At 59.5% G+C, this 17,997-nt stretch carries 15 protein-coding genes; 3 read left to right on the top strand and 12 right to left on the bottom strand.

The window, feature by feature from the left end; genetic code table 11:
• Nucleotides 1-25 precede the first annotated feature (25 nt).
• Genes ACYZTL_RS25795 through ACYZTL_RS25770 form a run of 6 tightly spaced genes read right to left on the bottom strand, consistent with a single transcriptional unit; the run spans nucleotide 26 to nucleotide 5,980 of the window.
• On the bottom strand, nucleotides 26-1,768 hold the full coding sequence (locus tag ACYZTL_RS25795; RefSeq protein WP_461954107.1) for an ABC transporter substrate-binding protein: 1,743 nt from the start codon (nucleotides 1,766-1,768) through the stop codon (nucleotides 26-28).
• 47 nt (nucleotides 1,769-1,815) lie between these two features.
• Nucleotides 1,816-2,088: a DUF2160 domain-containing protein gene (locus ACYZTL_RS25790; RefSeq protein WP_461954106.1), complete on the bottom strand. Its 273-nt coding sequence runs from the start codon at nucleotides 2,086-2,088 to the stop codon at nucleotides 1,816-1,818.
• A 10-nt stretch (nucleotides 2,089-2,098) separates the two neighbouring features.
• Nucleotides 2,099-2,899: a carbohydrate ABC transporter permease gene (locus ACYZTL_RS25785; protein WP_017339615.1), complete on the bottom strand. Its 801-nt coding sequence runs from the start codon at nucleotides 2,897-2,899 to the stop codon at nucleotides 2,099-2,101.
• 8 nt (nucleotides 2,900-2,907) lie between these two features.
• Entirely contained in the window at nucleotides 2,908-3,774 is an 867-nt protein-coding gene (locus ACYZTL_RS25780) for a carbohydrate ABC transporter permease (RefSeq protein ID WP_461954105.1), read from the bottom strand.
• Nucleotides 3,771-4,886: an ABC transporter ATP-binding protein gene (locus tag ACYZTL_RS25775; RefSeq protein WP_461954104.1), complete on the bottom strand. Its 1,116-nt coding sequence runs from the start codon at nucleotides 4,884-4,886 to the stop codon at nucleotides 3,771-3,773. Before ACYZTL_RS25775 ends, ACYZTL_RS25780 begins: the two co-directional genes overlap by 4 nt.
• The gene (locus tag ACYZTL_RS25770; RefSeq protein ID WP_461954103.1) at nucleotides 4,886-5,980 is read right to left on the bottom strand and encodes an ABC transporter ATP-binding protein; all 1,095 of its coding nucleotides are present in this window, start codon (nucleotides 5,978-5,980) and stop codon (nucleotides 4,886-4,888) included. Before ACYZTL_RS25770 ends, ACYZTL_RS25775 begins: the two co-directional genes overlap by 1 nt.
• A gap of 377 nt (nucleotides 5,981-6,357) precedes the next feature.
• Between ACYZTL_RS25770 and ACYZTL_RS25765 the strand changes: the two genes are divergently transcribed.
• Nucleotides 6,358-8,238, top strand: a complete 1,881-nt coding sequence (locus ACYZTL_RS25765) for a sigma-54-dependent Fis family transcriptional regulator (RefSeq protein ID WP_461954102.1) — start codon at nucleotides 6,358-6,360, stop codon at nucleotides 8,236-8,238.
• Nucleotides 8,239-8,385: 147 nt separating this feature from the next.
• Here ACYZTL_RS25765 and cysS read toward each other — a convergent pair whose 3' ends face one another.
• Nucleotides 8,386-9,768, bottom strand: coding sequence for a cysteine--tRNA ligase (gene cysS, locus ACYZTL_RS25760; RefSeq protein ID WP_461954101.1), 1,383 nt, complete (start codon nucleotides 9,766-9,768; stop codon nucleotides 8,386-8,388).
• Nucleotides 9,769-9,785: 17 nt separating this feature from the next.
• Complete coding sequence (locus tag ACYZTL_RS25755) at nucleotides 9,786-11,483, bottom strand: glutamine--tRNA ligase/YqeY domain fusion protein (RefSeq protein ID WP_461954100.1); 1,698 nt, start codon at nucleotides 11,481-11,483, stop codon at nucleotides 9,786-9,788.
• Between the two features lie 259 nt (nucleotides 11,484-11,742).
• Here ACYZTL_RS25755 and ACYZTL_RS25750 point away from each other — a divergent pair, with 259 nt between their 5' ends.
• Nucleotides 11,743-12,246 carry a peptidylprolyl isomerase gene (locus ACYZTL_RS25750; RefSeq protein WP_461954099.1) on the top strand — a complete coding sequence of 168 codons (504 nt, stop codon included), beginning with the start codon at nucleotides 11,743-11,745 and terminating at the stop codon, nucleotides 12,244-12,246.
• Nucleotides 12,243-12,971 carry a UDP-2,3-diacylglucosamine diphosphatase gene (gene lpxH / locus ACYZTL_RS25745; protein ID WP_461954098.1) on the top strand — a complete coding sequence of 243 codons (729 nt, stop codon included), beginning with the start codon at nucleotides 12,243-12,245 and terminating at the stop codon, nucleotides 12,969-12,971. Before ACYZTL_RS25750 ends, lpxH begins: the two co-directional genes overlap by 4 nt.
• 97 nt (nucleotides 12,972-13,068) lie before the next feature.
• On the opposite strand, the gene ACYZTL_RS25740 is transcribed toward lpxH, so the two are convergent.
• The 4 genes from ACYZTL_RS25740 to ACYZTL_RS25725 form a co-directional block, all read right to left on the bottom strand.
• The gene (locus tag ACYZTL_RS25740) at nucleotides 13,069-14,598 is read right to left on the bottom strand and encodes a DHA2 family efflux MFS transporter permease subunit (RefSeq protein WP_461954097.1); all 1,530 of its coding nucleotides are present in this window, start codon (nucleotides 14,596-14,598) and stop codon (nucleotides 13,069-13,071) included.
• A 225-nt stretch (nucleotides 14,599-14,823) separates the two neighbouring features.
• Complete coding sequence (locus ACYZTL_RS25735) at nucleotides 14,824-16,026, bottom strand: HlyD family secretion protein (protein ID WP_461954096.1); 1,203 nt, start codon at nucleotides 16,024-16,026, stop codon at nucleotides 14,824-14,826.
• A gap of 15 nt (nucleotides 16,027-16,041) precedes the next feature.
• Complete coding sequence (locus ACYZTL_RS25730) at nucleotides 16,042-17,511, bottom strand: efflux transporter outer membrane subunit (protein ID WP_461954095.1); 1,470 nt, start codon at nucleotides 17,509-17,511, stop codon at nucleotides 16,042-16,044.
• Nucleotides 17,508-17,981, bottom strand: a complete 474-nt coding sequence (locus ACYZTL_RS25725) for a MarR family winged helix-turn-helix transcriptional regulator (RefSeq protein WP_461954094.1) — start codon at nucleotides 17,979-17,981, stop codon at nucleotides 17,508-17,510. Before ACYZTL_RS25725 ends, ACYZTL_RS25730 begins: the two co-directional genes overlap by 4 nt.
• Nucleotides 17,982-17,997: the final 16 nt, after the last annotated feature.

The following is a 17,997-nucleotide window of genomic DNA, read 5'->3' as shown; positions in this document are numbered from 1 at the left end:
CGTTCGCCTTTCACTATCAAGCGTTTTACTTGCGCGCCGCCTCCCACGATTTCAGCAGTTCGGCATAGCTCACGGTTTCGCCTTTAGGCTTTTCGTTCGCCAGTTTCGGTTTCGGTGCACCCGGCTGATCAAACCAGTATTGCGCATCGCGCTCTGGGTTCATTTTCGGGGCGCAGGTGGCTTGAGCCTTCGAGCGTTCCAGACGGGTCATGATCGCGTCCTGATCCTTGGCCAGACCGTCGAGTGCCTGTTGCGGGGTTTTCTCGCCGCTCGCGGCTTCGGCGATGTGGCTCCACCACAGTTGCGCCAGACGCGGATAGTCCGGCACGTTGGTCCCGGTTGGCGTCCATTGCACACGGGCCGGGCTGCGGTAGAACTCCACCAGGCCACCGAGTTTCGGTGCCAGGTCGGTCATGGCTTGCGAATTGATGTCCGACTCACGGATCGGGGTCAGGCCGACGATGGTTTTCTTCAGCGAGACGGTTTTCGACGTCACGAACTGCGCATAGAGCCAGGCTGCGAGTTTCTGTTTCTCAGGCGTGGACTTCATGAACGTCCAGGAACCGGCGTCCTGATAACCGAGCTTCATGCCCTCCTCCCAGTACGGGCCTTTCGGCGACGGCGCCATGCGCCATCTCGGCGTGCCGTCGGCGTTCATCACCGGCAGGCCCGGTTTGGTCATGTCGGCGGTGAATGCGGTGTACCAGAAAATCTGCTGGGCGATGTTGCCCTGGGACGGCACCGGACCGGATTCGGAGAAGGTCATGCCCGCCGCTTCCGGTGGCGCGTATTTCTTCAGCCAGTCCACATATTTGGTGGTGGCAAACACTGCCGCCGGGCCATTGGTGTCGCCGCCGCGGGTTACGCTGGAGCCGACTGGATGGCAGTCCTCGACGCGGATGCCCCACTCGTCCACCGGCAATCCGTTGGGGATGCCTTTGTCGCCGGCGCCGGCCATGGAGAACCAGGCGTCGGTGAAGCGCCAACCCAGCGACGGGTCTTTCTTGCCGTAGTCCATGTGCCCGTAAACGCGCTTGCCGTCGATTTCCTTGACGTCTTCACTGAAGAATTTGGCGATGTCTTCATAGGCCGACCAGTTCACCGGAACACCCAACTCGTAACCGTACTTGTCCTTGAACTTGGCTTTCAGGTCCGCACGCTCGAACCAGTCGGCGCGGAACCAGTACAGGTTGGCGAACTGCTGGTCGGGCAACTGATAGATCTTGCCGTCCGGCGCGGTGGTGAAGGAGATGCCGATGAAGTCCTTGATGTCCAGGGTCGGCGAGGTGAAGTTCTTGCCCTCGTTGGCCATCAGGTCGGTGATCGATTCGGTCTTGCCGTAGCGAAAGTGCGTACCGATCAGGTCCGAGTCGTTGACCCAGCCGTCATAGATGTTTTTGTCCGATTGCATCTGGGTCTGCAGCTTTTCCACCACGTCGCCTTCCTGCAGCAAGTCGTGGGTCAGCTTGATCCCGGTGATCTCGGTAAAGGCCTTGGCCAGCGTCTTGGACTCGTATTCGTGGGTGGCGATGGTTTCCGATACCACTTTGATGCTCATCCCGCGAAACGGCTCCGCCGCCTTGATGAACCACTTCAGCTCTTCGAGTTGTTGTTCGGGCGTCAGCGTGGATGGCTTGAACTCACTGCCGATCCATTTCTTCGCGGCGTCTTCATAGGCATCGGCCCAGGCCGAAGCGCTCAGACCGCTGAGTGCCAGCATGGCTGCCAATGAAATGCTATGTCGCAGCTTATTGTTTTTGTCGAACATAGAGACCTCCTTATTGGGTTTCGGAGCAACATTGCCGAGCGATTCGACTAGCCCCAACGCATCACAGCCAACAGCCACACCAGGGACAACGCGAACGCTACCCAGATGCTCCAGTCGGTGACGCCGATTACCAGCAAATGCAGGTAGGCGCTGCCGAGAAGACCGATAAACAGCCGATCGCCACGGGTGGTGGCAATCGGCAAAAAACCACGCCGAAGAATGCTCGGCGAACGCAGTTCCCAAGTCGTCATGCCCACCAGAATCAGGCCAATGACGATGAAGAACGCCGCTGTGGGGACCGTCCAACTCATCCATTCCATCATCAGTTCCTCATACCCGGCCGAGGGCAAAGCCCTTGGCCACATGGTTGCGAACAAACCAGATCACCAGCATGCCCGGCAAGATGGTCAATACCCCCGCCGCCGCCAGCACGCCCCAGTCGATCCCGGACGCCGAAACTGTGCGGGTCATCACCGCAGCAATCGGTTTGGCATTCACCGACGTCAGCGTCCGCGCCAGCAGCAGTTCGACCCAGGAAAACATGAAGCAGAAAAACGCCGTCACGCCGATCCCGGAGCCAATCAGCGGAACGAAAATTTTCACGAAGAACTTGGGAAAACTGTAGCCATCAATGTAGGCGGTTTCGTCGATTTCTTTCGGAACGCCGGACATGAAGCCCTCAAGAATCCACACCGCCAGCGGCACGTTAAACAGGCAATGCGCCAGTGCCACCGCGATGTGCGTGTCGAACAGACCGATCGAGGAATACAGCTGGAAGAACGGCAACAGAAACACCGCCGGCGGTGCCATGCGGTTGGTCAGCAGCCAGAAGAACAGGTGCTTGTCGCCGAGGAAGCGATAACGCGAGAACGCGTACGCTGCCGGCAACGCCACGCTCAGGGAAATCACCGTGTTCAGGCTCACGTAATACAGCGAGTTGAGGTAACCGGTGTACCAGGCCGGGTCGGTGAAGATCACCTTGTAGTTGGCGAAGGTGAAATCCTGCGGAAACAGCGTCAGGCCGCTGAGGATTTCGGTGTTGCTCTTGAAGGACATGTTCAGCAGCCAGTAGATCGGCACCAGCAAGAACAGGATGTAGATCAGCAATGGAATCAGCTTTCTCTTGCTCATGATGGGCCTCAGCGGTTGGCGTCAGAGTGAGTCATGGCGGTGTAGAACAGCCAGGACACCAACAGAATGATCAGGAAGTACACCAGCGAGAAAGCCGCCGCCGGGCCGAGGTCGAACTGCCCGATGGCCATTTGCGTCAGGGTCTGGCTGAGGAAGGTCGTGGCATTCCCCGGTCCGCCGCCCGTGAGCACGAACGGCTCGGTGTAGATCATGAAACTGTCCATGAAGCGCAGCATCACCGCGATCAACAGCACGCTCTTGAGCTTGGGCAACTGGATGTGTCGGAAAACCGCCCAGGCCGATGCGCGATCAATCCGTGCCGCCTGGTAGTAAACGTCCGGAATCGCCCGCAACCCGGAGAAACACAACAGCGCCACTAGTGACGTCCAGTGCCAGACGTCCATCACCAGCACGGTGACCCAGGCGTCCATGGTGTTCGCCGCATAGTTGTAGCTGATGCCCATGGCATTGAGACTCGACCCGAGTAAACCGATGTCGGCTCGGCCAAAAATCTGCCAGATCGTCCCGACCACGTTCCACGGAATCAGCAGCGGAATGGCCAGAATGATCAACACCAATGAAGACCAGCGGCCCTTGGTCGGCATGGTCAGGGCGATGGCGATGCCCAACGGGATTTCGATCAGCAACACGCAGGCTGAGTAGATGAACTGGCGGAGTAGCGAGTCATGCAAGCGGGGATCGAGCAGCACCTGCTTGTACCAGTCGTCACCCACGAAGTAGCGGCTGGACTGGTCGAAGATGTCCTGCACCGAATAGTTGACCACGGTCATCATCGGGATCACCGCACTGAACGCCACCAGCAAAAACACCGGCAACACCAGCCACCAGGCCTTGTTGTTCTGCACCTTGTTCATGGCTGCTCCCCGTTATTGGCTTGCGCTGGCAACAGATAATCGTCGGCATAGACCATCAACCATTGCGCCGGGAAGCTGATATACGCCGTGCCTTCCGGCACCGGTTTGTCTTCCGCCAACCTCACTTTCAACGGCACGCCGTCGAGGTTCAGGGTCATGATCTTGTAGGTACCAAGGTCTTCGACGTGTACGACCTGTGCCTGCATCGCGTCATCAAACGGCTCGTCCCACACATGCACGAATTCCGGACGGATGCCGACCTTCAGGGTTTTCCATTCGGATTCGGCGATACGTTTTTGCTGGGCGTCAGACAGTGGTAAGTGAGTCGAAGCAAACCCGACACCACCCGGTTGCGGCTGCACTTCGATCAGGTTCATGCCAGGGCTGCCAATGAAATAACCGACAAAGGTATGGCTCGGCCGCTCGAACAATTCCCGTGGCGTACCGAATTGCACGATCTGCCCGCCGTACATCACCGCAATCTTGTCGGCGAACGTCGAGGCTTCCAGCTGATCGTGGGTGACGTAGACCATGGTGATGTTGAACTGCTCGTGGATCTGCTTGAGCTTGCGCCGCAGTTTCCACTTCAGGTGCGGGTCGATCACCGTCAGCGGTTCATCAAAGAGGATCGCCGACACGTCATCGCGTACCAGACCACGGCCCATGGAGACTTTCTGTTTTTCGTCGGCGGTGAGGTTGCGCGCCTTCTTGCTCAGCAGTGCCTGAAGGTCGAGGACTTCGGCAATTTCCTGCACCTTGCTGTGAATGTTCGCTTCCGCCATGCCCTGATTGCGCAGCGGGAAGGCCAGGTTGTCAAACACCGTCATGGTGTCGTAGACCACTGGAAACTGGAAAACCTGGGCAATGTTGCGCTTTTCCGGGGTCAGGTCGTTGACCGCTTTGCCGTCGAACAGCACATGACCCTGGGACGGACTGAGCAACCCGGAAATGATGTTGAGCAAGGTCGATTTGCCGCAGCCCGAAGGCCCGAGCAAGGCATAGGCACCGCCCTGCTCCCAGATGTGGTCCATCTCGCGGATCGCATAATCCTCGGGGCCGGTTGGCGTGCGGGTGTAGCTATGGGCGAGGTTCTGCAAACGGATTTCGGCCATCAGGCAACCCTCGCGATACGGCGACCGGGCGCTTGGACCAGCCGCCCCTGCGCATCGAACACAAACAGTTTATGGGTCGGGATGTAGATGCGAATCGGCGCATCGACGTCGTATTCGTGAACCCCGGGCAAATGCAGCACCAGCAGGAAATGCTCGTTGCGCACGTGGAGGAAGGTTTCCGAACCGCTGATCTCGGCGACCTCGACGGTCACCGCCAGTTCAAGGTCATCGTCGTTGCTCGGCACCAGCGAGATATGGCTCGGACGCACGCCGAAGCGGAACTCGCCCTCGCCTACCGGGCGCAAATCCACGTTCAACGGGAAGTGCACGAAATTGGCGAAGCTGACTTCGTTGCCGGCGATACGCCCCGGCATCAGGTTGATCGGCGGTTCGGAGAACAGCTCCGCCGCCAGCACCGATTGCGGCTGGTGATAGACCTCGGAGGACTTGCCGCTCTGGATCACCCGGCCCTCATGAAGAATGGTGGTCGTGCCGCCCAGCGCCAACGCTTCGTTGGGCTCGGTGGTGGCGTAGATGGCGATGGTGTGCCGCGCCATGAACAGCTCGCGCATTTCCTGACGCAGTTCTTCGCGCAGTTTGTAGTCGAGGTTGACCAGCGGCTCGTCGAAGAGGATCAGTTCGGCGTCCTTGACCAATGCGCGGGCCATGGCCGTGCGCTGTTGCTGGCCGCCGGAGAGTTCCAGCGGGTAGCGCTGGAGAAACTTCTCGATGCGCAGCATCTTCGCGGTTTCCAGCACTTTGCTCTGGATCAGCTCGTTGGAGACACCGCCCTGGCGCAACGGCGAGGCGATGTTCTCGAACACCGTCATGGTCGGGTAATTGATGAACTGCTGATAAACCATCGACACGTTGCGCAAACGCACGGGGCGTTGGGTGACGTCGACGCCGTTCATCAGGATGCGGCCGCTGTCGGGCTTGTCCAGACCGGCCATCAGGCGCATGAGGCTGGTTTTGCCGGACAGCGTACGGCCGAGCAAAACGTTGAAGGAACCGGGTTCAAAACTAAGGCACGCATCGTCGATCCAGGTCTGGCCCTCGACGGTGCGGCTGACGTGCTCCAGAGTGAGTGACATGGCTCGGCCTTTTTATTATTGGAGTCAAGCGACCGGAGCTACAGAGCGACTTTCGTGCCACAAATTGCAAGTTATTGATCTGTTTTGAAAATCTCTCAACAAGAGGAAAAACCGAGTTCGTTGCTGAACAGAAATGAACAACCATGACTGAACAATTGAACACTTCAAAGATTGACAATGAACAATAGTGAACAACACTCTACGGACTGTTCACGGTCCCGTAGGAGCTGCCGAAGGCTGCGATTTTTTGATTTTTGGCATCAGAAAATTCGCCGAAGATCAAAAAATCGCAGCCTTCGGCAGCTCCTACAGGGGTATCGTGCGCAGAACTGAAGTACTCATAAAAACAATAAAAGCTTGCTCAGAGATCGACTGTCATGGCCGCACCTGCCCCCGCGTTATCCCACGACGCCATCATTCAGGACTCCTGGTCCCGTTGCCGCGCGTTCGGCCTCGATCACCAAAGCCCCCCTGCATTCGATCAACTGCCCGCCGAAGACATTGCACAGTTGCTGGAAAGCCAGCACTCGCTGGTGCAGACCACCCATCAGGAAGTCCTGCCGTATTACGAAAACATCCTGAGCAATTCCAATTGCCTGATCATGCTCGCCGACAATCAGGGCCAGGTCCTGACTTCCTGGGGCACCCAGCGCTTCATCGAGCCGAGCCTGACCCGCGGTTTCAGCGCGGGCGCGAGCTGGATGGAACGCTGCAGCGGCACCAATGCGATCGGCACCGCACTGGCCTGCGAGCAGGCGGTGCACATCGAGCACGATGAACACTTCCTCAAGGCCAACCGCTTCATGACCGGTTCCGCCGCGCCGATTTTCGATGCCGAACGCAAGGTGATCGCCGTGCTGGACGTGTCCAGCGACAGTTACCTGCCGCCGTCCCATACCCTCGGCATGGTCAAGATGATGAGCCAGACCGTGGAAAACCGGCTGATCCTCAACCTGTTCCATGGCCAGCACTTTCAACTGACGTTCAACACCGGGTTGAACAATCTCGACAGCCAATGGGCCGGGTTGCTGATTTTCGATGAAACGGGACAAGTGCTGTCGGCCAATCGCCGGGCCGATAATTTGCTCGGCATCAGTCTGTCGCGAGTCAGTGTCGAGAGCCTGTTCAAGGTGTCGCTGCTGGAACTGCTGAATCAGCCGGATGACTTGCCCTTCTCCCTCCAGGCCTCCGGGCGTAACCGCTTCCAGTGTCTGTTGAAGCGTCCGAAACAGGCACCGATTCAGGCGCGGCTGTTCTCAGAAACAAAGAGTTCAGAAACAAAGAGCGCAGAAACAAAGAGCGCTGAACCCGCCGTGACCGCGACCGCCGCGATCAGCCTCAATACGCTGCACTTCGGCGACAGTCGCGTGGAAAAAGCCGTGCGCCAGGCCGAGCGCTTGCTGGAGAAAGACATTCCGCTGTTGATCCACGGCGAAACCGGGGTCGGCAAGGAAGTCTTCGTCAAAGCCCTGCATCAGGCCAGTTCGCGGAGCAAACAACCGTTCATTGCCGTCAACTGCGCGGCGATCCCCGCCGAACTGGTGGAGTCGGAGCTGTTTGGCTACGAGAAAGGTGCGTTCACCGGCGCGAATCAGAAAGGCAGCATCGGGCTGATCCGCAAGGCTGACAAAGGCACGCTGTTCCTCGATGAAATTGGCGACATGCCATTGCCGACTCAGGCGCGGCTATTAAGGGTTTTGCAGGAACGTTGCGTTCAACCGGTAGGTAGCAGCGAGTTGTACCCGGTGGACATTCGCATCATCTCGGCGACCAACCGCTCGTTGCGCGAGCAGGTTCAGTTGGGCCGGTTTCGCGAAGATCTTTATTACCGGATCGGCGGTTTGACCCTGGAATTGCCGCCGTTGCGCGAACGCAGCGATAAACAGGCACTGTTCCAACGGTTGTGGGAGCAGCATCGCGATCCGGCGCAGTGGGCCGGGTTGAGCCGTGAAGTGATGGAGTTATTCGGCCGTCATCCGTGGCCAGGGAATTTAAGGCAGGTCAGCAGCGTGATGCAGGTGGCGCTGGCGATGGCCGAGGAACAACCGGTGCGGCCGGAGCATTTGCCGGATGATTTTTTTGTCGATCTGGAGATGGAGCCGGTGGATTCACCGGAAACGCTCGCGGTGGATTTGAATGATGCCGAGGATTTGAATCGGCAGTTGCAGGCGGCTGGGGGGAATATCTCCCATTTAGCCCGCAGGCTCGGGGTTAGCCGCAATACCCTTTACAAGCGGTTGCGCCAATCGGAAGGTTAAAAGCCTGGATCAAAAGATCGCAGCCTTCGGCAGCTCCTACATTCGAATGGCGTATGCCCCGTAGGAGCTGCCGAAGGCTGCGATCTTTTGATCTCAAAAACAAAAAACCCGCACTAGGCGGGTTTTGTTTTGCAGCATGCGAAGCAATCAGTCAGCCAGACGCCAGGTCGTGCCGCCCTTGCCGTCTTCCAGCACCACGCCCATGGCGGTGAGCTGGTCGCGGATACGGTCGGACTCAGCCCAGTCTTTACCCGCACGAGCCGCCAGACGCGCAGCAATCAACGCATCAACCTCAGCCGCATCAACCCGCCCTTCAGCACCGGCCTGCAGGAAGTCATCAGCCTCAAGCTGCAACACACCCAACACACTGGCCAGTTCCTTCAAGCGTGCCGCCAGACCCGCCGCCGCATCAAGATCGCTCTCACGCAGACGGTTGATCTCGCGAACCATCTCGAACAGCACCGCACAGGCTTCCGGCGTGCCAAAGTCGTCGTTCATCACCTGAGTGAAGCGCTCGACAAAGGCTTCGCCACCGGCCGGCGCCACGTTCGGCAGGCCTTTCAACGCATGGTAGAAACGCTCGAGTGCGCCTTTGGCATCCTTGAGGTTGTCTTCCGAATAGTTGATCGCGCTGCGGTAATGGCTCGACACCAACAGGTAACGCACGACTTCCGGGTGATACTTTTCCAGCACGTCGCGAATGGTGAAGAAGTTGTTCAAGGACTTGGACATCTTCTCGCCATTGATGCGAATCATCCCGCAATGCATCCACGCGTTGGCGTAGGTCTTGCCGGTGGCCGCTTCGCTCTGGGCGATTTCGTTTTCGTGGTGCGGGAACTCAAGGTCGCTGCCGCCGCCATGAATGTCGAAGGTCTCGCCGAGGCAGCAGGTCGACATCACCGAGCACTCGATGTGCCAGCCCGGACGACCGTCACCCCACGGCGATGGCCAGCTCGGCTCGCCCGGCTTGGCGCCTTTCCACAGCACGAAGTCCAGCGGGTCCTGTTTGGACTCGTCGACTTCGATGCGCGCGCCGATGCGCAGGTCTTCGATCTTCTTGCGCGACAACTTGCCGTAGCCCATGAACTTGGCGACGCGGTAGTACACGTCGCCATTGCCCGGAGCGTAGGCGTAACCCTTGTCGATCAGGGTCTGGATCATCGCGTGCATGCCGGGAATATGTCCGGTGGCGCGCGGTTCCATGTCCGGCTTCTGGATGTTCAGGCGCGCTTCGTCTTCGTGCATCGCCGCGATCATGCGCTCGGTCAACGCTTCGAACGACTCGCCGTTCTCGTTGGCCCGATTGATGATTTTGTCGTCAATGTCGGTGATGTTGCGCACATAAGTCAGGTCGTAGCCGCTGAACCGCAACCAACGGGTCACCAGGTCGAACGCGACCATGCTGCGGCCATGGCCCAGGTGGCAGTAGTCGTACACGGTCATCCCGCAGACGTACATGCGCACCTTGTTGCCATCCAGCGGCTTGAAGACTTCTTTGCTCTTGGTGAGCGTGTTGTAGATCGAAAGCACGTTAGAGGTTCCTTGAATCACTGGCCCCACGAATCACGCAAGGTCACGGTACGGTTGAACACCGGACGACCTGGTTTCGAGTCCTTGATATCCGCGCAGAAATAACCTTCGCGCTCGAACTGGAAACGGTCTTCCGGCTGTGCATTGCCCAGCGAAGGCTCGGCACGACAACCGGTCAGCACTTGCAGCGAATCAGGGTTGATGTTGTCCAGGAAACTGGCGCTGTCTTCGGCCTTCTCAGGGTTCGGCGAGCGGAACAGGCGATCGTACAGACGCACTTCGCACTCGACGCTGGCCGCGGCCGGCACCCAGTGAATCACGCCTTTGACCTTGCGGCCTTCAGGGTTCTTGCCCAGGGTTTCCGGGTCGTACGAGCAACGCAGTTCGACGATGTTGCCCTCGGCGTCCTTGATCGCTTCGTCGGCACGGATCACGTAGCTGCCGCGCAGACGCACTTCGCCAGTCGGTTCCAGGCGTTTGTAGCCTTTTGGCGGCTCTTCCATGAAGTCTTCACGGTCGATGTAGAGCTCCCGGGCGAACGGCAGAACGCGCACGCCCATGTCTTCTTTCGGGTGGCACGCCAGTTCGAGGTTCTCGACCTGCCCTTCCGGGTAGTTGGTGATCACGACTTTCAGCGGACGCAGCACGCACATGGCACGCGGGGCGCTGTGGTCGAGGTCGTCACGGATGCTGAATTCGAGCATGCCGAAGTCGACCACACCGTCGGAACGGTTGGTGCCGATCATTTCGCAGAAGTTGCGGATCGATTTCGGCGTGTAGCCACGGCGGCGGAAGCCGGACAGCGTGGACATGCGCGGATCGTCCCAACCGTGAACGTGTCTCTCGTCCACAAGCTGCTTGAGCTTGCGCTTGCTGGTGATGGTGTAGTTCAGGTTCAGACGGCTGAATTCGTACTGGCGCGGGTTGGCCGGGACAGGCAGGTGCTCGAGGAACCACTCGTACAGCGGACGGTGGCTTTCGAACTCCAGGGTGCAGATCGAGTGGGTGATGCCTTCAATGGCGTCCGACTGACCGTGGGTGAAGTCGTAGTTCGGGTAGATGCACCACTTGTCGCCGGTCTGGTGGTGATGCGCGTGACGGATGCGGTACATGATCGGGTCGCGCAGGTTCATGTTCGGCGAGGCCATGTCGATCTTCGCCCGCAGCACGCGTGCGCCGTCCGGGAATTCACCGGCGCGCATGCGGGCGAACCAGTCGAGGTTTTCTTCGACGGAGCGATCACGGAACGGGCTGTTCTTGCCCGGCTCGGTCAGGCTGCCACGGTATTCCTTGGCCTGTTCCGGGCTCAGGTCATCGACGTAGGCCTTGCCGGCCTTGATCAGCTCGACGGCCCAGTCGTGCAACTGGTCGAAATACTGCGAGGCGTAGCGCACTTCGCCGGACCATTCGAAGCCCAGCCATTTGACGTCGCTTTCGATCGCGTCGATGTATTCCTGGTCTTCCTTGGCCGGGTTGGTGTCGTCGAAACGCAGGTGGGTGACGCCGCCAAACTCCTGGGCCAGACCGAAGTTCACACAGATCGACTTGGCGTGACCGATGTGCAGGTAACCGTTGGGTTCAGGCGGGAAACGGGTGACGATCTGCGTGTGCTTACCCGAGTCCAGGTCCGCCTGGATGATCGGGCGCAGGAAATTGACCGGCACGGCAGGGCCGGTCTTGGAATTCGAGGTAGGGTCGACAGTGGGCTTGCTCATAGGATCCTTGAACGTACAAGTGCGCGGCCAGTTGGCCAAATCAAAGCGGCGGTTAAAACAAAGCGGCTTATCATAGCCGATGCCGTCAAGCCGCTGACAGTACAGGCCCGAAAACGGCTGCATTTAATCGGATGCAAATGAAAAACAGCCTCGAAATTCGCGCCCGGCACGCTAAACTGCGCAACTCGGCCGACATCGGCCGGACCGGTTGAGGGCTCAACAGCCTCGAAACCCACGAATTTCTAAAAGAGTACCGATCATGACCCAAGTCAAACTGACCACCAACCATGGCGACATCGTCCTGGAACTGAACGCTGAAAAGGCACCGCTGACCGTTGCCAACTTCATCGAGTACGTCAAAGCCGGTCACTACGAAAACACCGTTTTCCACCGCGTCATCGGTAACTTCATGATCCAGGGCGGCGGTTTCGAGCCAGGCATGAAAGAAAAGAAAGACAAGCGCCCAAGCATCCAGAACGAAGCCGACAACGGCCTGCCGAACGAGAAGTACAGCGTCGCCATGGCCCGCACCATGGAGCCGCATTCGGCTTCCGCCCAGTTCTTCATCAACGTCGCTGACAACAGCTTCCTGAACCACAGCGCCAAGACCACTCAGGGCTGGGGCTACGCGGTATTCGCCAAAGTCGTTGAAGGCACCGACGTTGTCGACAAGATCAAAGGTGTTTCCACCACCATGAAATCCGGCCACCAGGACGTACCGGCAGAAGACGTGATCATCGAGAAAGCCGAGATCATTGAGTGATACTGCTGATTTCAGACTTGCATCTGGAAGAGGAGCGCCCGGACATTACCCGGGCGTTTCTGGATTTGCTCGCCGGGCGCGCCCGCTCGGCGAGTGCGCTGTACATCCTGGGTGACTTTTTCGAGGCGTGGATTGGCGACGACGCCATGACGCCCTTTCAGCGTTCCATCTGCCAGGCCCTGCGCGAACTCAGCGACAGCGGCACGGCCATTTTTCTGATGCACGGCAATCGCGACTTCATGCTCGGCCAGGCCTTCTGCAAACAGGCCGGCTGTACGTTGCTGAAGGACCCGAGTGTCGTGCAGCTCTACGGCGAGCCGGTGCTGTTGATGCACGGCGACAGCCTCTGCACCCGCGACGAGGCTTATATGAAGCTGCGTCGTTACCTGCGTAACCCGATCACCCTGTTCATCCTGCGCCACTTGCCCCTGCGCACTCGCCATAAACTGGCGCGCAAACTACGCAGCGAAAGCCGTGCGCAAACGCGGATGAAGGCCAATGACATTGTGGATGTCACGCTGGAAGAAGTGCCGCGGATCATGCAGGACTATGGCGTGAAAACGCTGATTCATGGCCATACCCATCGCCCCGCTATCCACAAGTTGCAGATTGGCGAGCAAGCGGCCAAGCGCATTGTGTTGGGGGATTGGGATCGTCAAGGGTGGGCGTTGCAGGTGGATGAGCACGGGTTTGCGTTGGCACCGTTTGATTTCGTAGCGTCTTAAGATCAAAAGATCGCAGCCTTCGGCAGCTCCTACAGGTGTACACATAACCCTGTAGGAGCTGCCGAAGGCTGCGATCTTTTCAACAGGCGCCGCTAAATCAATGTCCTGCCGCCGCTGGCCCCGCCTTCGCCGCAAACGGCGGCTTCGCCAGCCACACAATCACGATCAACCCAATGAACGCCCACCCCAGCAGCGTGAAGTAATCCACGGTGGAAAGCATGTACGCCTGACTGGTCAGCACATGATCCAGCTGCGCATACGCCGGGTTGCTCGCACCGCCCAGGCTGTTCAACGCCTCGCGGGTCGCGGGTTCATAAGTACTGATGCTTTCGCTCATATAGGCATGATGCTGATCCGCTCGGCGAATCCAGATCCACGTGGTCAACGACGCCGCAAAACTGCCGCCCAACGTCCGCAGAAAGGTCGCGAGACCCGCGCCGTCGGCGATCTGGCTCGGTGGCAGGTCCGACATCAATATGCTCAAGGTCGGCATGAAGAACAGCGCCACGCCAATCCCCATGAACAGTTGCACCAGCGCGATGTGCTGGAAGTCCACTTCGTTGGTAAAACCGGCGCGCATGAAGCAGCTCAGGCCAATCGCCAGGAACGCCAGACCGGCCAGCAACCGCAGGTCGAACTTGTGCGCGTACTTGCCGACAAACGGCGAGAGGATCACCGGCAGAATCCCGATCGGCGCCACCGCCAGACCGGCCCAAGTCGCGGTGTAGCCCATCTGGGTTTGCAGCCATTGCGGCAGGATCAGGTTGATCCCGAAGAACCCGGCGTAACCCAACACCAGCACAAGCGTGCCGATGCGGAAGTTGCGGTAGGCGAACAGCCGCAGGTTGACCACCGGGTGCTGGTCGGTCATTTCCCAAATCACAAACACCGCCAGTGCAACCACCGAAATCGCTGCGCCAATGAGGATGAAGTTGGATTCGAACCAGTCAAGGTCGTTGCCCTTGTCGAGGATCACCTGCAACGCCCCGACGCCGATGATCAGGGTGATCAGCCCCACGTAATCCATAGGCTGATAACTGGTCACCACCGGACGCGCCTTGAGCTGCGAACGCACCACCATCACCGCAAAAATCCCGATCGGCACGTTGATGAAGAAGATCCACGGCCAACTGTAGCTGTCGGTGATCCAGCCACCCAGAATCGGCCCGGCAATCGGCGCGACCACCGTGACCATCGCCAGCAACGCCAGGGCCATGCCGCGCCTGGCGGGCGGATAGACCGCGATCAGTAGAGTCTGGGTCATCGGGTACAACGGCCCCGCCACCAGACCTTGCAGCACCCGAAAGCCGATCAGTTCCGGCATCGAAGTGGAAATGCCGCAGAGAAACGAAGCCAGCACGAACAGAATGGTCGCCCAGAGAAACAGCTTCACCTCACCAAACCGCCGGCTGAGCCAACCGGTCAGCGGCAGCGCGATGGCGTTGCTCACCGCAAACGAGGTGATCACCCAGGTGCCCTGCTCCGAACTCACGCCCAGGTTGCCGGAAATCGTCGGCAACGCCACGTTGGCGATGGTGGTGTCGAGCACTTGCATGAAGGTCGCCAGCGACAGGCCGATGGTGCTGAGCAGCAGGCTGGGCGGCGTGAAAGACGCGTTATTGCTCATCGCGAATCCTTTGAAACCTGATTGGCGCTGCGCTTGTTACAGACGCAGCTGACCTTGTGGGAGCGAGCCTTTGTGGCTAAGTGGATTTATGTGGTGAGGGGATTTATCCCCGTTCGGCTGCGAAGCAGTCGTAAACGCGGTTTGACTTTAAAATGCTGGGGCCGCTTCGCAGCCCAACGGGGATAAATCCCCTCACCACAAAGGCTCGCTCCCACAAGGTCGGTGTCAGCGTTGAACGGTTTTGCTGACCGCTGCGCTGTTGTCGTGGATCAACTGCGTGATCAATGCATCCGCCTCGGCCAACTGGCGGTCGTAGACGTTGGTGCTGAACGAGGCCTTTTGCGGCGGCTGTTGCGCCAGCACCGGGCCGCTCTGATCGCGCAGGTTCACATCGACCTGAGTCGACAGGCCAACGCGCAACGGGTGTTTGGCCAGTTCTTCGGCGTTGATGTGGATCCGCACCGGTACACGCTGCACGATCTTGATCCAGTTACCGGTGGCGTTCTGCGCCGGCAGCAGGGCAAATGCGCTGCCGGTGCCCGCGCCGAGGCTGTCGATGGTGCCGCTGAACTTCACGTCGCTGCCGTAGAGGTCGGCCTGGATATCGACCGGCTGGCCGATGCGCATGTCGCGCAGCTGGGTTTCCTTGAAGTTGGCGTCGATCCACAGCTGATCCAGCGGAATCACCGCCATCAACGCGGTGCCCGGCTGGACCCGTTGACCGAGTTGTACAGAGCGCTTGGCGACGTAACCGGTCACCGGTGCAATCAAGGTGCTGCGGGAATTGTTCAGGTACGCTTGGCGCAGTTGCGCGGCAGCCGACATCACGTCCGGGTGCGACGACACCACGGTGTCATCGACCAGGGCGCTGGTGGTTTTCAGTTGCTGCCTGGCGTTGGCCAGGGCGTTTTGCGCCGAGGTCAGGTCATCGCGAGCGTGGGACAGTTCTTCCTGGGAGATCGCCCCGCCAGCGGCGAGATTCTTCCGGCGATTAAAGTTGTCCTGGGCTTTCTGTACTTCAGCCTGCTGGGCGTTGACCTGGGCTTTCATGCCGTCGACGTTGCTGTACAAACCGCGTACCTGGCGCACGGTGCGGGCCAGGTTGGCCTCTGCACTTTGCAGACCGACCTGCGCGTCGTTCGGGTCGAAGTTGACCAACACCTGGCCTTCATGGACCAGGTCGCCATCGTCGGCGCCAATGCTGACCACGGTGCCGGTGACCAGCGGCGTGATTTCCACCACGTTGCCGTTCACATAGGCGTCGTCGGTGCTTTCGTTCCAGCGCCCATAGAATTCGTGATAACCCCAGACGCCGACGCCGGCGAGGATCACCACGATCGCCAGTATCACCAGCATGACTTTGCGTTTGCGCGGGTTGCTGGTGTCTGGGGTGTTGTCAGCGGTTTGAGTATTTTCGGCAGTGGCCATGACAGTTACCTTGAATTAGTTGTGCTGCGTGGCTGGGGTTGCGTTGGCCGCGGTCAGGGTTTCGCCCTGAAAACCGCCGCCCAGCGCCTGCATCAATTGGATCGACAGGTCGATCTGCTCGGCATTCAGGTTGGCCAGCTGACGCTGGGCCTGGAGCAATTGCTGCTCGATGCTGAGCACGTCCAGGTAGTTTCCTATGCCGGAACCGTAACGCTGGACCACGGTGTTGTAAGAATCCTGGGCAATATCGGTCGCGTGCTGCTGAGCGCCGATCTGCCGGCCGATATCGCGCAACTGGTTGAGGGTGTCGCTGACATCACCCAGCGCTCTCACCAGGCTTTTGTTGTACTGCGCCACCGCGAGGTCGTAATCGGCGTCGCGGGCATCAAGGTCGGCGCGCAGGCGGCCGCCGTCGAAAATCGGCACCGAGATCGTCGGCGCAATGTTGAAGAAACGACTGGCGGAACCGAACATCGCGTCGCCCAACAACGATTCGGCACCGGCAGCGGCACTCAGGTTGAGGTTGGGATAAAACCGGGTCTTGCCGGCGTCGATATTCTTGCTCGCCGCCTCGACGCGCCAACGCGCAGCGACCAGATCCGGACGACGACCGAGCAACTCGGCGGGCAGGACCGACGGCAACGCGACGGCGCTGGCCTGAAGAATCTTCGGCCGTGCGATTTCGTTGCCGCGATCCGGACCTTTGCCAAGCAATACCGCCAAGGCGATTTTCGCGCTTTGCAGGCGTTTCTCGGCGTCGATCAGGCTGGCTTCGGAAGTGGCTTCGAGGCTTTCGGTTTGCTGGAACTGGTACTGGCTGTCGATCCCCGAGCTCAGGCGACGCTGGCTCAGGTCGAGCATTTGTTTGGTGCGCTTAAGGTCTTCGCTGGCCAGGTCATAGACGATGTGCGCCTGCCCCAGATCGCTGTAGGCGCGGGCAACGTCGGCAGCCAACGTCAGTTGCGCGGCCTGCTGATCGACTTCGGCAGCGCGGGCCTGGCCCAACGCAGCTTCCCAGGCGTCACGCTGACCGCCCCAGAGGTCGAAGTTGTAATTGAAACTGGCGCCGATGTTACGCACGGTGGAGTACGCATCGCCCTCGCCCCTCGGGTCTTGATCGCGGGCCAGACGCGAACGGCTGACGCCGGCGCTGGCATCGAGGGTCGGCATCCGCGCAGCGTCGGCGGCATACGCAGCGGCGCTGGCCTGATGCGCGCGGGCGTCGGCGATCTGCATGTCGGGGCTGTCGTGCAGGGCTTCGCGAATCAGACCGTCGAGTTGTGGGTCGCCAAGGCTTTTCCACCAATCGCTTTTCGGCCAGGCCGCGGGCGACAGGGTCACGCCGCTGAGGGATTGCCCGGCCTTGAGGGTTTTCGCATCGAGGCTTTTGCCTTCGGTGGTCAGGCCGCTGTAGCTGGCGCAACCGGCCAGGGTCATGGCCGCCAGCACCAGGCTCAGGCCGGCACGCAAGGTTTTGCTGCTCATTTGTCACCTACCCGCAGCAGCGTGATCGGGTCACCGGCTGCCACCAAAATTTTCTTCAGGATCTGTTCCAGGGTTTTCAGCTCGTCCGGGGTGATCGCGCCGGCCAGTTCGTTCATGGCGTCGGCGCCGATTTCCGGCAGGCGGTCAGCCAACTGCTGGCCTTGCTCAGTTAACACAAGCTGCACCTGACGACGATCCGCTTCGGAACGTTGGCGGGCGAGGAAACCTTTCTGTTCCAGACGATCGAGCATGCGGGTCATCGAACCACTGTCGAGCGACAGATGGCGGCACAGCTCGGCCGGGGAATCGACGCCGTACTGGGCCATGATGATCAGCACTTTGAACTGCGCGGCGGTGATGCCGTGGGGTTCCATATGCGTGTCGATGAGCCGGTCCTTGAGCAGCGCGGCGCGCCCGAGCAAGAGGCCGAGATGGCAAGTGTGGAATTCGTCCGGGGTGAAATGTTTCATCTGACCACCAATTAGC

This window comes from Pseudomonas sp. LB3P81 (assembly GCF_054897965.1).
Note: the sequence above shows the minus strand (reverse complement) of the source record. Positions and strands in the feature narration are given on the sequence as shown.

What these genes read in the sequence shown, in the direction of transcription:
- ACYZTL_RS25795 (WP_461954107.1), bottom strand. Translation starts at nt 1,768, where the DNA reads ATGTTCGACAAAAACAATAAGCTGCGACATAGCATTTCATTGGCAGCC.
- ACYZTL_RS25790 (WP_461954106.1), bottom strand. Translation starts at nt 2,088, where the DNA reads ATGGAATGGATGAGTTGGACGGTCCCCACAGCGGCGTTCTTCATCGTC.
- ACYZTL_RS25785 (WP_017339615.1), bottom strand. Translation starts at nt 2,899, where the DNA reads ATGAGCAAGAGAAAGCTGATTCCATTGCTGATCTACATCCTGTTCTTG.
- ACYZTL_RS25780 (WP_461954105.1), bottom strand. Translation starts at nt 3,774, where the DNA reads ATGAACAAGGTGCAGAACAACAAGGCCTGGTGGCTGGTGTTGCCGGTG.
- ACYZTL_RS25775 (WP_461954104.1), bottom strand. Translation starts at nt 4,886, where the DNA reads ATGGCCGAAATCCGTTTGCAGAACCTCGCCCATAGCTACACCCGCACG.
- ACYZTL_RS25770 (WP_461954103.1), bottom strand. Translation starts at nt 5,980, where the DNA reads ATGTCACTCACTCTGGAGCACGTCAGCCGCACCGTCGAGGGCCAGACC.
- ACYZTL_RS25765 (WP_461954102.1), top strand. Translation starts at nt 6,358, where the DNA reads ATGGCCGCACCTGCCCCCGCGTTATCCCACGACGCCATCATTCAGGAC.
- ACYZTL_RS25755 (WP_461954100.1), bottom strand. Translation starts at nt 11,483, where the DNA reads ATGAGCAAGCCCACTGTCGACCCTACCTCGAATTCCAAGACCGGCCCT.
- ACYZTL_RS25750 (WP_461954099.1), top strand. Translation starts at nt 11,743, where the DNA reads ATGACCCAAGTCAAACTGACCACCAACCATGGCGACATCGTCCTGGAA.
- ACYZTL_RS25740 (WP_461954097.1), bottom strand. Translation starts at nt 14,598, where the DNA reads ATGAGCAATAACGCGTCTTTCACGCCGCCCAGCCTGCTGCTCAGCACC.
- ACYZTL_RS25735 (WP_461954096.1), bottom strand. Translation starts at nt 16,026, where the DNA reads ATGGCCACTGCCGAAAATACTCAAACCGCTGACAACACCCCAGACACC.
- ACYZTL_RS25730 (WP_461954095.1), bottom strand. Translation starts at nt 17,511, where the DNA reads ATGAGCAGCAAAACCTTGCGTGCCGGCCTGAGCCTGGTGCTGGCGGCC.
- ACYZTL_RS25725 (WP_461954094.1), bottom strand. Translation starts at nt 17,981, where the DNA reads ATGAAACATTTCACCCCGGACGAATTCCACACTTGCCATCTCGGCCTC.